Source organism: Methylopila sp. 73B, from assembly GCF_000526315.1.
Taxonomy (GTDB): Bacteria; Pseudomonadota; Alphaproteobacteria; order Rhizobiales; family Methylopilaceae; genus Methylopila.
In genome coordinates, this window is record NZ_JAFV01000001.1 from 3,719,622 (window position 1) to 3,733,772 (window position 14,151).

The following is a 14,151-nucleotide window of genomic DNA, read 5'->3' on the forward strand; positions in this document are numbered from 1 at the left end:
TTCAGTCTCCCAGCGAGGAGGCGGCCGCCGCGCGCTGCTGCGCCAGCACCGCCGCGAGGGCTTTGGAAATCTCGCGAGCTACCACGGCGGCAAGCTGGCTGTCGGGCACTGTGACGGTAACCGGCGCGTGCATCGTCACGGGCGCGTTGACGGTGTTCGTCTCCTGATTGATGACCGGCACGGCCGCGGCGGGCATCGGCGCGCCCGCGCCCGCCGCAGGCTTCCACGGTGACGAAGACGTGGACCGCGCCGACGGCGCGTAGGGCGCGCTCGGAAGCTGCGGCCCATAGAGCGCCGCCGAGGGCGAATAGCGCGGCACCTCGGCGCCCGGCCCCCACGGCCGCACCGCCATCTCGGCGCGCCTCTTTTCCTCCTCGGCCGGGGTCCCGGGCTTATGCGGCGCGCCCTCGCCGGCCCACGAGAAAAGCGAGGTGATGCCCGTCGCGACGGCCCCTATTCCGCCGGCAAGCTTGTCCGTGAGCCCGTCGATGAGGCCCGCGACCTTGTCGATGCCGAGCGCGAGCTTGTCCGTGAGCCAGTCGATAAAGTCGGCGATCTTGCCGAGCGGCGCGAGCGCGCCCTGCACCTTCGGCGGGAGCATCTCCCAGATTTTGGCGAAAGCCTCGGACTTGCGCGCCATGAGCCCCATGACGCCGCCGGCGATAATGATCGTCGCCAAGCCCGCAGGGGTGAACAGGACAGCGCCGGCGACGCTCCCGATCGCCCCCGCAAGCGACACGAGCGAGGCGATGAGCGGCGCGAACGTGATGGCGCCGAGCGTCGTGAGCCCAGCGACGACCGAACCCGTCGGGCCGAGGAGTTCGGCAAGCCAGGCCGCGAAGCTGATGAACTGGCCGAGCACATGCAGCCCGCTCTTGAGACCTTCCCACGCCGTGGACCAATCGACCGCGCGCACCCATTCCTCAACACCCCGCATCCCGGCGACAAGGCCGTCGGAAATCCGCGCGCCTACGGCGGCAAGTTGTCCGGACGCCGCGAGGCCGTTGACGTAGTCGAGCAAAGCGCCGAGGCGGTTCTTGACGTGGTCGAACGCGCCCGCGTTGCCAATTACGAGCATGAAGCGCGCCCACTGATCGCGCAGGTTTCCCCACATGCCTCCTAGCGTCCTCGAAAGCTTATCCATCGAACCGGCGTACCGGCGGTTCCAAATGCCGGAGATCACGGCTTCAATCTGCGCCCGCGAATTTTTCTTCGCGTAGGCAGTCATTTGCTTGCCGTTCTCATTCCAGTTGTACGTGATCTTGTTTCCGACGGTCGACGCCGTGATGCCGAACCCCTTCAGACGTTCATTCTCGCCCGTAACGGCGTCCGCCAGCGCCTCGACGGCCTGCTCAAGGGGTCTTCCCATCGCCGCCGCGGCCTCGCCGGCGGCGTGGAGCGCGCCGCTCATGGGCTGGAAACCGTAGGACGTGAGCTTGACGAACCCGTCCGTCACCTCGCCGATTTCGTACGGGGTCTTGGCCGCGAAGTCGGAGACCCAAGCCATCGCGTCCTTCGCCTTCGTGGACGACTTGAGGACGGTCTCGAGGATCGCGCCGTACTTCTCGAACTCCATGTTTGTGGTGAGGAGCGACCGCGCGCCGAACCCCGCCGCGAGGCCCCCGACCGCGGCGAGCGGCGCGATAATGCCGCGCGCCACCGAACCGACGTCGCCGAGCCTTCGGCCGAGGTTGACGACAGAGCCCGTCAGACGATCCACGCCAGCGGCGCGGCCGAGGTCGCTAATGGCCTGGCCGATGCGACGCACGGGCGCCGTGAGGCGGTCGATGCGCCGTTGAATAGCGGCGATCGGGGCCGTGATGCGGTCGACGACCGAAAGAACGACGCTGGCCGAAGTCGTGCTCACTTGGACCCCTTCATCGCTCGACGCCAAAGGTCTCGCGGCGACGCCGGACGACCCGAGCCAACAGGAAAGGTCGAAATCTCGCCGGTCGCTTCATCTCGCGCCGCCCGCATGTTCAGGACCTCGCGGCCGGCCTGGCGAGCGGTAATGTTCCGGGCATGGAGATTCTGCGGATCAAGAGGCGCACCGGCGCGCGCGGCCAGCTTAGCGATGCCCGCGACCTGTACAGCGCGCTCGATCTCGACGACCGCGGTCTCGGAGGAGACGTTGCGCGCGATAAGGTCGCCGGCATCCACATCGACGCCGAAGTTCTGCGCCTTCGTTGCAGCCTGGGTTATCGCCGCACAACGTTGCGTCTCAGCGCTGACCACCGTGCTCGCCGTGGTCCGGAGCATCACTGACGAAGCCCCTCGGCTGGAAGGCTCCACACCGCTTTTTTGTAGGGAAAGAGCAAACGCCGTCATCGCCTCGTCGAACGTCCCGACCCTGTCGGATAGCTTCGCTGCAACGGACTTTGCTCCCCGGAACATGTCCGCCTGCGTAGCGCGAACCGCCCGTGGGCTCATGGCACGATTGGCTGCGACCAAGTCGACGAACATCGAGTAGAGATTGGCGACGTCCGCCTCGATCGTTGCTCGCGCGCTGTCCGAAAGTGGCTCGTGAACGTTGCCGTCCACCTTGTGGTCGCCGCCGATGACGTAAGTCCACCGCAGGCCGGCCATCGCATCGGCTTTGGACATGTCTATGTGAGCTGCGAGAACTCCGACCGACCCGACTTCGGCCGTGGTCGCCACCCACAGGCCGCCGGGCGCCGCCGTCGATGCGAGCGCATAACCCGCCGAGGCCGCGAGTTCGTTCGCATGCGCCCAGATCGGCTTGCCGACCGCCGCGCTTGCTTGCGTCATGTGGCGGCACAGGTCGAAACACCCCCCCGCCTCGCCGCCTGGCGTATCAAGCTCAAGCATCACTCCGCGGACGCTCGTGTCCGACATCATCTCGTCGAACGACCGGCGGATGAGGCCGTAGCTCATCAACCCGCACTCGGCGTCGAGCCAGGAGCCCCGGCGGAGCATCGTTCCGACGATCGGAAGGACGGCGATGCCGTCTTCGGCCAGGTATCCGCCGCCCGTGTAGCGGCGGCGGCCACTCCCGGAGAGCGCGAGGCGCTCCGGCCGCTCGGTTCGAAGCGGATGGCCGTCCGGTCCCGGCCGGATGTCGGCTCCGTCGAGAATCCTCGGCCCGAGCGCGGTCAAGATCGTGTCGAGCCGACCGCGTTGCATCAAAAGAGGCGTGTTGAAGGTCGCGCCGACGATATGGGCGAGGCTAAGCCGCATCGGCGTCTTCCCTATCGGCCGGCTCCGGCTTCGACGCCTCGGCCATCGCGCCCGCGTCGCTACCGAACACGAGGCCCGTATCCTTCGCACGCCTCCGCTCGGCTGCGATCTCCGCGTCAACGTCTTCGACGTCATAGCCGCGCTCGGCCACGACCTGCGTCCGGCTCTTGAACCCGTTGTTCACGGCCTCCGCCTCGGCCTTCACGTCCTTCGCCGGGTCAATCCACTCCTGTCGCGGCGGGAGCCATTCTGCGCCCCAAAGCTCAAGCGGGTCCGCAGCGTGCGATGCCGCATCAACGAACCCGCTAAGAGCGGCGAGGTCGACGAACCGCCGCCAGATGGGTCGGCAAAGCTGAAAAATGAGCGTGTTGTTCTGCCACTGGCTTACGCGGCGGCGAAACCGGATGATGTCGGTCCGGACGTTGGAGAAATTGCCCTTCGTCACGTCGCCGGTCATGTAGGCGTACGGCACGCCGAGGCCCGCCGCGATCTTCGTGAGCGTCCGATACTGGAAAATGTCGTAATTTCCGCCGACGTCGGCTGGCGTGGCGAACTTGATGTCCCTGTCGTCGCCGAGGTCGATAATCGCGCCCGGCTGCATGCCGGAAATGGTCGGCTCCGGCTGAAAGCCAGCGAGGTTGCTGTCCTCATCCTCGTTGATCTCGCCGAGAACGTTTTCGCCGCGCCCGATCAAGAACCCGCCGAACATCGAAGCGGTCTTTTTGCGCTCAAGCTCGGCGTCATCGTAGATTTCGAGCGTGAAAAGCTTCACGAGGACACGCGCAATCCGCGGAACGCCGCGGATTTGGCCGCCCTGGCGGCCGTCGAACACGTGGATGACGTCATCTGCGATCACCCGCACGCGTTGGCGTGAGCCGCCTAGCCGGTTGCGCTCAGTGTCATAGGGGTGCTCGCGCCAAAAGTGGTACGCGACGCGACGATTCAGGGCGTCGAACTCGATGCCGGCGCGAATGTAGCCGTTGCCGGCAAGCTCGGCGTTGAAGCTCGAGTCGAGCATCTCGCCCGGGAGTATCTGAAGCTGAAACGGCACGGTGCGCATGTCGTCCGCGCGGCGGTCACGCATCCGGACAAAGCATTCGCCAGCAAGGTAGACCTCGCGCGCGACCTTCTCTTGCAGGCCGTAAAAGTCCGTGATGCCGTCCGCGTCCGCCTCGTCGGTCCAATTCCAGAACAGGTCGACGAGCGCGGCGCGCTTGCCGGCGGCCTTGGTCCGCGGTCGCGGCTTGATGCCGTCGCCGACCGAGGCCGACACCCATTCGTCGACCGCGCTGCCGGCGTAGCCGTCGTTCTCGTAAAGCCAACGCGCCCGAGCGACGAGAGTGGGGCCGGCCGCCTGGATCGCGACGTTGACGTGGTTCTTTGAGGGGTTGAACCCGCGCAGGCGCCGCCCCTGCCCCGCGGCTTCGAACGTCTCACTCGCCGAGCCTGGCGCGCGAAATGCGCTCATGGCCGACATCGCGCGCGCCGACGCGCCGGTGGCATCGCCGGAGGACACGCGCACGCGAGGTTTAGTCCCGGAGCCTGAGGTCAGCGACCTTGTGACCATCGTTCTCGTCTACTTCCGTTTGGCGCGCATTAAGCGCGAAGTTGAGGCACGACTCAGGGATTATCTCGATGACGGAATTTACCGCCTTTGATCCCATGAGTATCAAGGGTCAGGTGGTCCTGACTGAGCTTGATCTTGCTGCCGCATCAACTATGCGTTTCGCATATTGCAGTGAAGTATTCAGAAGTTTTGGAGCTAGAAAAAGCCTGCGCGGCCGCGTTCCCCGCAGCACCCCACCCCTACCGGAGGACCCGCGAAGGGGGCGCACTCCTTCAGATTTGAGCGCTATCGGAGTCTTCGATGTCACCGAGGCGGTCGAAGTCGATGTGATGCCCAAGGCGTCCGAGTTCATCGGAGACCGCGGCGCAACGGTCGACGATCCGCGCGATCTCCTCACCATCGCTGCGGCCCTTCGCCGTCCTCGCCGCGCTGATCAGCGCGCCAAGCTCCTCGAAAAGATCAACGCTTCTGGACATCGGTAGCTTCCTCTTCAAGGCTATTGGCCAAGACAATCGCCGGATCGGCGTCGCCACGGCGGGGAACCAATAGGTTGCGGCTCTCCGCCTCGCGGATGATGCGCTCTTCGACGATGCCAAGGTCCCGAGCTTCTTCGTCGAGCCGAACGAGTTCGGCTGCGCGCTCGCCGGCGCTTTTGCCGCCGGCGCTCATTGGAGCCGCGAGAGCGCAGAGGCGGTCTACGACGACGTCAACTCCAAGGAGCGCCGCCATCATCCCAACCGGATGCGCTTGAGGTGCCGACTGCTGGACGCCGATCACGCCGATAGCCGGCGCGCTGTAAATTTTCATCGGATGCCAAAGGTCGAAATCGCTGGCCGACCATTCGGGTCTGGTAAGATCGAGGACGCGCATCGCGTCGAACACCTTGCGATGCTCAGCTTCGACGAACGCTGTGATCCGATGGCGGATTTCGGAGACGTCTGCTGGCGCGTTCTTAACCGCACGGCGACGTTCGGCGACGTCAGCCAGGCGAGCGCGAAGCGCGACTAGGTCCTCGCGTGTCCTAAACTGAGCGGGAGGGGTGGCGGCGGGTGAGCGCGCCATCTCAGTCGACCCCCGCAAATTCGCGGATATCGACCGGAGCCTTGTCTTCGAGGATGTCGACGACGTAGTTGGCGCAGCGGTGAGCGAGGCTCAAGATTGCTGCGTCCTCGTCTCCAGCTTCGTAAGACGAGTGAGCCTCCCGCTCCTGCTGGTGCAGCCGCTCAACCTCTGCGACCAGAATGCCGTAGGCTTTTTCGTCACGGAGAGGGCTGGCGCCGTATTCGTCGAGGCGGGTCTCGGCGCCAATGCGCTCATTCCTGATGCGATTGAACCTGGCGTCGTGCCGGATCTTGCGGTCGGTGACCGCGTTGGCCGCGTCGACGAGCCGGCGCGCGCGGTTAAGATCAAGATTTAGCTTATTTTCTATCATGGCTGCATCCTTGTTAAGGTGAGGATGACGCGCCGCGCTGGTCAAATAAATGCTCGAATACAGATTATTTGAGATCAACATTCGGACAATATCTTACGCAACCGCTCTTCGCTGGGAAAGCGCCCCGCCTCAAGGATTACGAAGAACGTCGCGAGATCAAGATCAAGCGGCATCCCGTTGCTTCGGTCGCGCTGGAAGCGGCTCGTCGCGTATCTCCGGGCGGCTTTTGCCATCAACGCAGCCGCCGCAGCGTCCGACATAGCCGCGTAGCTCCGCCTGCGCACCTGGCGCAGAGCCTCATCGCGAACTGCGACCTTCACCGATGGCCCCGGTGGCCGGCCGCGCGAACGGCGAATATCGGCAGCGGCCGCGGGGTCGCGCTGACCGCGGAATGGGCGTGTGTCCAATTCGCGCGGCATGTCCAAGATGGATTGTGGACACAAATTCTTTTGGGGAATCCGACCGTTAATCGAGTTTACAGGGGCGTGTCCGGGATCGGTCCTAATTGTGCTCTCTACTTCTTGCCCTACGGACCCTTCCGCCTTCTCGAGCGGTCGTTTCATTGAATATAAGATGGACACGTGGACACCGAGGCATAAGAGTTTGCTGTTGCTTGGTCTTTCGTGTCCAAGATGGAGCTAGAGGGCGTGGACACGCCTGGACACGGTGTCGTCTTTCCATCGCAATCTGATACCGACATAGGATCGCGACCGGCGCTCAGACCGTCCGCCCTTTGACCTGCCGTTCACGATCTCTGGAAAGGCGGCTCGGAGGGCTCGACCGAAACTGGTCTGAGTTCCCGGACGCTCCCCTGCAGCCTCAGCCCACGTCCGCCACTCTCGCCAAAGCTCATCGGTTTCGATGCGAGCCTCCGGCTCTCGCACGCATTGATCGGCGACGAACTGGGTGATGGGACTCGCGTCTCCCACCATGTCGGAGAGCATCCGCTCTGCCGCTGGCGGCAACGTGAAGCGTCCTCGCTCTCGGAGCCGCGCAAGCCCGACTGCAGCCCACTCAACGATACCCGGCAGCTCGTCCCGAAAGCGGTTGATCAACGTCGGGTCTTCGCGACCTAGCCAGGAGCGTTCGAAGACAACCGGAACGGTGCGGTTCGGTAAGGCGCTCGAATCGTCGGCGATCGTGAGCGGCTCGTTCGCCGCATAGACGAGCCGGGCGGTCGGCGTACCGCTCCAGTCCCCGCGAAATTTTTGCGCGATTGAAGCCCGGTCCTCGCCAGAGAAGGTCAGGAACCGCTCTGCAAGCGCGCCTCGGTCGACCTGCCGACCGAGCCGCAAATCGGCGATCATCACCAATCGTTTTCCGATAGTCCCGGACAGACCGAACGTCTCGCCAAAGGCCGCAGACGAAACCGTGACCGCTTGCGCGGGGCCTAAAATTTCGCCCACGATCCGCAGGAAGAGAGATTTTCCAGACCTCGTGCGGCCAATTAAGGCCAAGATTTTTTGGAGGTTACGATCTCCGGAGATCAAGAGACCGATTACTTCTTGAATATGATCCCGCGACGCTTGATCCGGCCATAGCTCGCGAAGCCACCGGTTCCATTCGATGTGGTCAGTTCGGGAGTATTTCCAATCACCCGTGCCCGTCGCCATGTAGCGGCGATCGGAAGGCAACAGTTTCCTTCTCCGCAAGTCGAATAAGCCGTTTTTGCAAACGATCAAATCTGCCGGCAAAGCATCACCGGACTGAGGTGTGCGCCAGGTGAACGGCTCGACCTCATCGGGGACCCGGACAAGGTCGCTAAGCGCGGCAAGGGTTTCGGAAATCACCTTTCGGTCGACCGTGAGCAAAGGCGCCCGCGTGTCGTCGCCATTCTTCGCCCGACATTCGACGCGAGCGAGCGCTATGCGAACCGCCGCGCTCATCTCGCCGTCCGCCGTCTCGCGCCAGTGTGATCCGCCCCAGCGCCACCAGCAGTCGCGCCAGCGTACGACGTCGTCGTCTCCGAAGTGCCGTAAGGCGATAGCCGCCCAGATAAGGGGAACGCGAGGGACGTCATGCCAGCCTCCAGCGCCGTCATCGAACTGCTCGATGCGCGCGAACGTCCGCAGGCTTGGCGGCCCTCCTAACGGAGATGCCTTCGGCCCGTCATCCGCTTGCGGGTCGTCGACTGTTTCGGTATGCATTTTGTCGAGCACTCGCCCTGCTCAGAGTGGAATTTCGTCTCAGCCCTGCCCGGCGAGACTACTGATTAGACGGGCAGTCCTTGCCGGGGCTGCCCGTCTTGCTTTGCGATCACCAAAGGGACCCGTGATGGGCAGCGTGGTGAAGGGCTCTCGCGGCGATCTCAAGCCTGCGCGCCCAACCAACCCTGCCTGCGCCGAGGCCTTTGCCGTGACGACGGGCCACCTCGGCGATAAGCTCTCGCATCGCGCGCTTACGCTCGTCGGGCTCGGGGAAGTCGTCGAGCCGCTCGCAGAGCGCCATGCGGAAGACGACAGAGCGGCAATAGCGATAGAGGATGCCGCGAACGATGCTCTCTTCACGTGAAGTGAGCGCCGACAGACGCTTGTGGCGCATCCACCACGCATGGTCGCGACACCACCAACCGTCGGCCAGGTGCGAATCCTGCGGAAGCGCTAGCTCCATCGCGATCTCGGGCGGCAGCGCGGATGGAGCATGCCAACGGATGCGATAGTCGCCGGGGGGCGTCTGCCGGCCATGGCAGTGCGGGCGCCTGGTAAAGACTTGGGCGTCGAGGCCATGACCGTGCAATCGGCCACAGAACGGGCACCGCAAAGCACCGGAGGGCTGGTCGTCCTCCTCTATCCATCTCAAGAAGCCGTCGACGACGACGGCATTCGTCGCATCCGCTTCAGCATGCGACCGAGCGATGGCGTCAATCTCGTTCGACGTGAGAGCGCGGTCGTGTAGGCGTTCGCGCGGGTGCGGCGGCGGAGGAAGAGCCCGGCCGGCCATAGTCAGGCCGCCGGTTTGGCGTTTTCGGCCAAGAACCGCTGAAGTTCGTCCGCCATAATGACGGTGCGCCCGCCAATCTTGGTAATGTTGATCTTTTTCTGACGGCGCCAGAGATATACGAGGGCGGTCGACACCGCCAAAGCTTCGGCGACTTCGTTGATCCGATATGCAATGCGAGGAAGTGCGGAGGAGGAGGAAGTTACGGCATTCATTGTGGCTGCTCCGAATTGATTGAGCGGAGCATGTCGGGCGATTTCGATTTGGTCATCGCACAAATGGGTACAGTGCCCTTAGCGATGACTCTCCGCGCTTTGGAGGTAATCGGCCCACACCGTCATCAGCTCCCGCCGCTTCTCAAGCGCGGTCCCCCGGCGGTAAGCCCGCTCGACCGCGTCGCGAAGGGTGTGCGCCAACGCCGCCTCGGCGACCTCTCGCGGGAAGGTTGTCTGATCGCCGGCCCAATCGCGAAAAGCCGACCTGAAACCGTGGGGGACGGCGTCGACTTTCAGGCGCCGGAGAACCGCGGACAGCGACATGTCAGAAAGCTCCGCGCCGGAACGAGGGCCGGGGAATATCACGCTGCCGCTATCGCGCTTGAGCGGCTGCACGGCCTCCAACACCGCCATCGCAGCCTCACTAAGCGGCACGACGTGCTCGGCCGCGGCTTTCATGCGGGCCGGGGGCACGCGCCATAGCCGGGCGTCCATGTCGATCTCGGACCACGTGGCGCCGCGGACCTCGCCGGAGCGGGCAGCCGTGAGGATGGCGAACTCCACGGCCCGAGCCCCCATCCCAGGCGCAGCGCGCAGCCGGATCATAAACGCGGGCATGTCTGCGTAAGGCACGGCTGCGTGGTGGCCGCGGGAAAGCTTCGTCCTTTTCGGCAACAGCCGGTCGAGGTGCCCTCGCCAAAGAGCGGGGTTCTCACCGAATCGAAGCCCTTGAGCTTTTGCGGCCGACAGCACCGCCTCTATGCGCCCCCGGAGCCGGGACGCCGTCTCGGGCTTGGACGTCCAAATAGGCTTGAGCACCTCAAGCACGTCCGCGGTGCTGATCTCGTCGACTGGCTTGTCGCGGATGGCGACGCAATAGCCCCCATCGGTCAGGTTGCCCGCCGCGTCGCGGACCCGGCTCAACGTCATGCCCCACTGCGCGCTGTGCTTCGAGTTTCGCCATGACGGGCTCATCGCGGCGATCAACTCGTCCGCCGCCTCGCCGAATGTTGGTGTCCGCTTGGCCGCGCGTGACACTTCCTCCGCCTGCCGGCGCCGCTCCTCAATCGGGTCGAGACCGCCCAAAAGCATACGGCGCGCATCAGCGGCCTTTTCCCGAGCTTCGGCCAGGGTGACGTCTCGCGCCGGGCCAAGGCCCATCTCACGCTGACGCCCCCCATGGCGGTAGATCATCAGCCACGATTTCGAGCCGCTTGGGCTCACGACGAGGTGCAGATTTCCACCGTCCGCGTAGCGCCCGGCGTCCTTGATTGTCGCCACGGTGCGGGCGGTCAGACGGTTGAGTTCGCGCTTCGCCATCGTGCCTCACTGCTGGGGTCTATCGCGCCGACCCCAGCAATGACCCTAGCACAAAACCTCGCTTCCCTTGTCCACCCTTCACGGCGCTTAACCGCGGACCTAAGCTAAGATCATGATCTGATGAGATTTTTCGTATGATCTTTGACGCTCCTAACCGTGCTTAAACGGAAGTAGGGCGGACACCCTCTCCGCCATTCCTATCCGTCGACTTGCTCTTTAGACATTTGATTTAATAGAATAATTCGGCGTAGGCGGGCCCGTTGCCCATCATCGACGCCTGAATGTGCAGTACATTTGGCGACACAAATCGCAACACCGCTCCTTGAGGGCGACTTGCGTGGCGGCATCGCGGGCCCGATGAAACTCATCCAGCGCCGCTGGTCTGCCCTCTGAGAAGTGGTCCTCCCTGCGGTAAGGCTTTTGGCCATGTGGAGGACTGTCTGATGTCGAGGAAGAGGCACGCACCTGAAGAGATCGTCGCGAAGCTGCGGCAGGTTGAGGTTCTGACGGCGCAGGGACGCACGGTCGCGGAGGCGATCCGCTCGATCGGCGTGACCGAGGTCACGTTCTAATCGTTGGCGCACCGAGTATGGCGGCCTGAAGGGCGACCGGAGCCTGCCCCGGACTTGATCCTGGGTGAGCGCCTGAAGGAGCTCGAGGCCGAGAACGCGCGGCTGCGGCGCGCTGTTTCGACCTGACGCTGGACAAGATGATTTTGGCGGCGGCGGCGCGGGGACCCGAAGGGCGGCGTCAGCGAAACTGATCAGCCCCGCTCGTCGCCGCGTCTGCGTCGACCGTGTGAGAGCCAAGCTCGGCGTGACGGAGCGTCGGGCTTGCCTCGTGCTCGGCCGGCGCCGTCGTCTCGAAGACCGCCTTCATCGAGCCGGGCAGCCCCTGGGAGAACGGCTATTGCACGAGCTTCAACGCCTGCCTGCGGGACGAGCTTCTCAACGGCGAGATCTTCACCTCGCTCGCTGAGGCCAAGGCCGTGATCGAAGGCTGGCGGCGGCACTACAACGCCCTCCGTCCGCACTCGGCCCTCGGCGGCGCGGCTGCCCCAGCGTTTCCGCGCGGTCGCGATCGTGCAGGCTATGGCCGCCGCCATCGCAGCCGAGCCAATAGCCCAGCTGCTCCATGCGGCGCGCATATACAGCGGCGGGGGAAACGCCTCGCCCGGCGCGGCGCCGCCTTGAAATATGAGATCCGATAGCTTCTGGGATCGGGCCCCGAGCGCAAACGGATCCAGCGGAGCGATCCGGATTCGGACCGTGTGACGCAACGTGTCACTGCTGCCGCTCGCTCGCTTGAGCGCGAAGGAATTCCGCAGCCCATGCTGTTTCGGCGGCGCGAGAGGCGGCGCCACGATCCACTGAGGTCGATGCCGGGCTTGGCGAAGACCGCGCCCGGCCCAAGCGCCACGCCGCCCCGGCCGATCGTGACGGCGCGACGGGAAGCTCGACGGGCATGGCGCGGTCTCCTTGAGGTACGCCGTGATCCCCGTCGCCCCGAATGGGAACTGCGCGACGCCGTACCGGTGACCCTCAGCGCTTTCCAAGCGTCAATCTCTTGAGCTTGCGTGACGGCCGGGCGGCGCGTCGTACGCTCGTTCTGCGCCGCGCTTGTTGGTCCGCAAACGGATTAATGGGCGGTCGATCGCCACGCGTGTCGGGGCGGGGCATAGTCGTCCGTCCTTGGGCGATGAGGGAGGACGCCGATGCTCTACGCCATCCTTTGCTACCACCGCGAAGACGTGGTCTGCGCCCGGTCCCGCGAGGAGGACGACGCCGTGATGGCCCGGCTCGCGGTCGTGCACGAGGACCTGAAGGCGAAAGGCCGGCTGGGTCCTGCGGCCCGGCTGCTGCCGACCACCGCGGCGACCACGCTGCGCAAGGACCAGGACCCGCCCCTGGTGATCGACGGCCCCTTCGCGGAGACGAAGGAGCAGTTGCTGGGCTTCTATGTCGTCGACTGCGCGGATCTCGACGAAGCGCTCGACACGGCGCGCGCGCTGGCCAAGGCCAACCCCGGCGGCGCTTACGAGCTCAGGCCGATCGGCCTGTTCTTGCCGGGAAGCGCGGAGCCCACGGGCGGATGAGCGGCGGCGCCATGGCCTCCGGGGACTGGATCGGCGCGGCGCTCGCCGCCGCCCGTCCGCAGGCGGTCGCGGCGCTGCTCCGACGCTTCCGCGATCTCGACCTGGCGGAGGAGGCGTTCCAGGAGGCCTGCCTCAAGGCGCTGAAGCACTGGCCGGACAACGGCCCGCCGCGCGATCCCGCGGCGTGGCTGATCTTCGTCGGCCGCAACGTCGCGGTCGACGCCGTGCGCAAGCGCTCCCGCGAGCAGGAGCTTCCGGAGGAGGACGCGCTGTCGGACCGCGAGGACGCCGAGGCGGCCGCGGCGGAGCGCATCGACGGCGCGGACTACCGCGACGACGTCCTGCGGCTGCTGTTCGTCTGCTGCCATCCCGACCTGCCGGCGACGCAGCAGATCGCGCTCGCCTTGCGGATCGTCTCCGGCCTGTCGGTCCGGCAGATCGCCCGAGCCTTCCTCGTGGGCGAGAGCGCGATGGAGCAGCGCATCACCCGCGCGAAGACGAAGATCGCCCGCGCCGGCGTGCCCTTCGAAGCCCCCGGAGCGGTGGAGCGCGAGGAACGTCTCGCGGCGGTCGCCGCCATGCTCTACCTCGTCTTCAATGAAGGCTACTCCGCCCAGGGAACGGAGGCGGACGAGCGCGCGAAGCTGGCCGACGAAGCGATCCGGCTGATGCGGATCCTGCTCCGCCTGTTTCCGGCCGAGCCGGAGATCATGGGGCTGACGGCGCTGATGCTGCTTCAGCACGCTCGCGCGGCGGCGCGGTTCGATGGAGACGGCGCGGTGGTGCTGCTCGAGGAGCAGGACCGCAGCCGCTGGAACCGCCCGATGATCGCCGAGGGGCTGGCGCTGATCGACAAGGCGATCCGCCATCGCCGGCCGGGCCCCTATCAGGTGCAGGCGGCGATCGCCGGCCTGCACGCCCGCGCCGAGCGGCCGGAGGCGACGGATTGGGGCGGGATCGACGCTCTCTACGCCACGCTGGAGATCATGCAACCGTCTCCGGTCGTCACGCTGAACCGCGCCGTCGCGACCTGGAAGGTCGCAGGCGCCGAGGAGGCGCTCGCGATGATCGAGCCCCTTGGCGCGCGGCTCGACGGCTACTTCCATTTTCATGGCCTGAAGGGCGGCCTGCTGATGCGCCTGGGGCGGGCCGCGGACGCGCGCGAGGCCTTCGGCCGCGCCATAGCTCTGGCTGGCACGCCCGCGGAGGCCGCCCACATCCGCGCGCACCTCGACCGGCTGACCAAGGCGCCCGGCGCATAGCTTCTTAGGAGTTCTTAACTCGGGATGCGCTGGGCGCAGGACTGGTGTGCGACGAAAGGCGTAGAAGTCTGGCATGCCACATGCCACATCAGCGTCAACGAAGCGACGCGCTTCACACCCCTTTC

14 protein-coding genes and 1 pseudogene are annotated in these 14,151 nt (G+C 65.4%); 4 read left to right on the forward strand and 11 right to left on the reverse strand.

The features are described 5' to 3' along the window. Position 1: 1 nt before the first annotated feature. Genes K244_RS22835 through K244_RS0117780 form a run of 3 tightly spaced genes read right to left on the reverse strand, consistent with a single transcriptional unit; the run spans position 2 to position 4,666 of the window. Entirely contained in the window at positions 2-1,867 is a 1,866-nt protein-coding gene (locus tag K244_RS22835) for a tape measure protein (protein ID WP_020187640.1), read from the reverse strand. Then, the gene (locus K244_RS22215) at positions 1,864-3,198 is read right to left on the reverse strand and encodes a S49 family peptidase (RefSeq protein ID WP_020187641.1); all 1,335 of its coding nucleotides are present in this window, start codon (positions 3,196-3,198) and stop codon (positions 1,864-1,866) included. Before K244_RS22215 ends, K244_RS22835 begins: the two co-directional genes overlap by 4 nt. Then, entirely contained in the window at positions 3,188-4,666 is a 1,479-nt protein-coding gene (locus tag K244_RS0117780) for a phage portal protein (RefSeq protein WP_036307052.1), read from the reverse strand. Before K244_RS0117780 ends, K244_RS22215 begins: the two co-directional genes overlap by 11 nt. Here K244_RS0117780 and K244_RS23985 point away from each other — a divergent pair. Beyond that, positions 4,665-4,856, forward strand: a complete 192-nt coding sequence (locus K244_RS23985; RefSeq protein ID WP_020187643.1) for a hypothetical protein — start codon at positions 4,665-4,667, stop codon at positions 4,854-4,856. The two genes, K244_RS0117780 and K244_RS23985, sit on opposite strands and share 2 nt — an antisense overlap. A 181-nt stretch (positions 4,857-5,037) precedes the next feature. Here the strand turns inward: K244_RS23985 and K244_RS23990 are convergent, their stop codons facing one another. The 8 genes from K244_RS23990 to K244_RS0117825 all read right to left on the reverse strand — a co-directional run bounded on the left by K244_RS23990 (position 5,038) and on the right by K244_RS0117825 (position 10,669). Next, positions 5,038-5,241, reverse strand: a complete 204-nt coding sequence (locus K244_RS23990) for a hypothetical protein (protein WP_020187644.1) — start codon at positions 5,239-5,241, stop codon at positions 5,038-5,040. Then, a complete protein-coding gene (locus K244_RS0117790; protein ID WP_155931810.1) occupies positions 5,225-5,827 on the reverse strand; it encodes a hypothetical protein in 603 nt (200 codons plus the stop codon). Before K244_RS0117790 ends, K244_RS23990 begins: the two co-directional genes overlap by 17 nt. A 1-nt stretch (position 5,828) precedes the next feature. Next, positions 5,829-6,197 carry a hypothetical protein gene (locus K244_RS0117800; protein ID WP_020187647.1) on the reverse strand — a complete coding sequence of 123 codons (369 nt, stop codon included), beginning with the start codon at positions 6,195-6,197 and terminating at the stop codon, positions 5,829-5,831. 74 nt (positions 6,198-6,271) lie between these two features. After that, entirely contained in the window at positions 6,272-6,457 is a 186-nt protein-coding gene (locus K244_RS0117805) for a hypothetical protein (RefSeq protein ID WP_020187648.1), read from the reverse strand. A gap of 378 nt (positions 6,458-6,835) precedes the next feature. Beyond that, entirely contained in the window at positions 6,836-8,356 is a 1,521-nt protein-coding gene (locus tag K244_RS23250; RefSeq protein ID WP_155931811.1) for a phage/plasmid primase, P4 family, read from the reverse strand. A gap of 97 nt (positions 8,357-8,453) precedes the next feature. Continuing rightward, positions 8,454-9,137 (reverse strand): hypothetical protein, encoded by a 684-nt coding sequence (locus K244_RS22220; RefSeq protein WP_020187650.1) that lies wholly within the window; start codon positions 9,135-9,137, stop codon positions 8,454-8,456. A gap of 2 nt (positions 9,138-9,139) precedes the next feature. Continuing rightward, positions 9,140-9,349 carry a helix-turn-helix domain-containing protein gene (locus tag K244_RS23255; protein WP_081761503.1) on the reverse strand — a complete coding sequence of 70 codons (210 nt, stop codon included), beginning with the start codon at positions 9,347-9,349 and terminating at the stop codon, positions 9,140-9,142. Between the two features lie 78 nt (positions 9,350-9,427). After that, a complete protein-coding gene (locus tag K244_RS0117825; RefSeq protein ID WP_020187652.1) occupies positions 9,428-10,669 on the reverse strand; it encodes an integrase arm-type DNA-binding domain-containing protein in 1,242 nt (413 codons plus the stop codon). Positions 10,670-11,112: 443 nt separating this feature from the next. Between K244_RS0117825 and K244_RS24255 the strand changes: the two are divergent. The 3 genes and pseudogenes from K244_RS24255 to K244_RS22230 form a co-directional block, all read left to right on the forward strand. Further along, positions 11,113-11,714: pseudogene (locus tag K244_RS24255) on the forward strand (integrase core domain-containing protein); the annotation flags it as partial. A 669-nt stretch (positions 11,715-12,383) separates the two neighbouring features. Further along, positions 12,384-12,764: a YciI family protein gene (locus tag K244_RS0117835; protein WP_020187655.1), complete on the forward strand. Its 381-nt coding sequence runs from the start codon at positions 12,384-12,386 to the stop codon at positions 12,762-12,764. Then, positions 12,761-14,026, forward strand: coding sequence for an RNA polymerase sigma factor (locus K244_RS22230; RefSeq protein WP_020187656.1), 1,266 nt, complete (start codon positions 12,761-12,763; stop codon positions 14,024-14,026). Before K244_RS0117835 ends, K244_RS22230 begins: the two co-directional genes overlap by 4 nt. Positions 14,027-14,151: the final 125 nt, after the last annotated feature.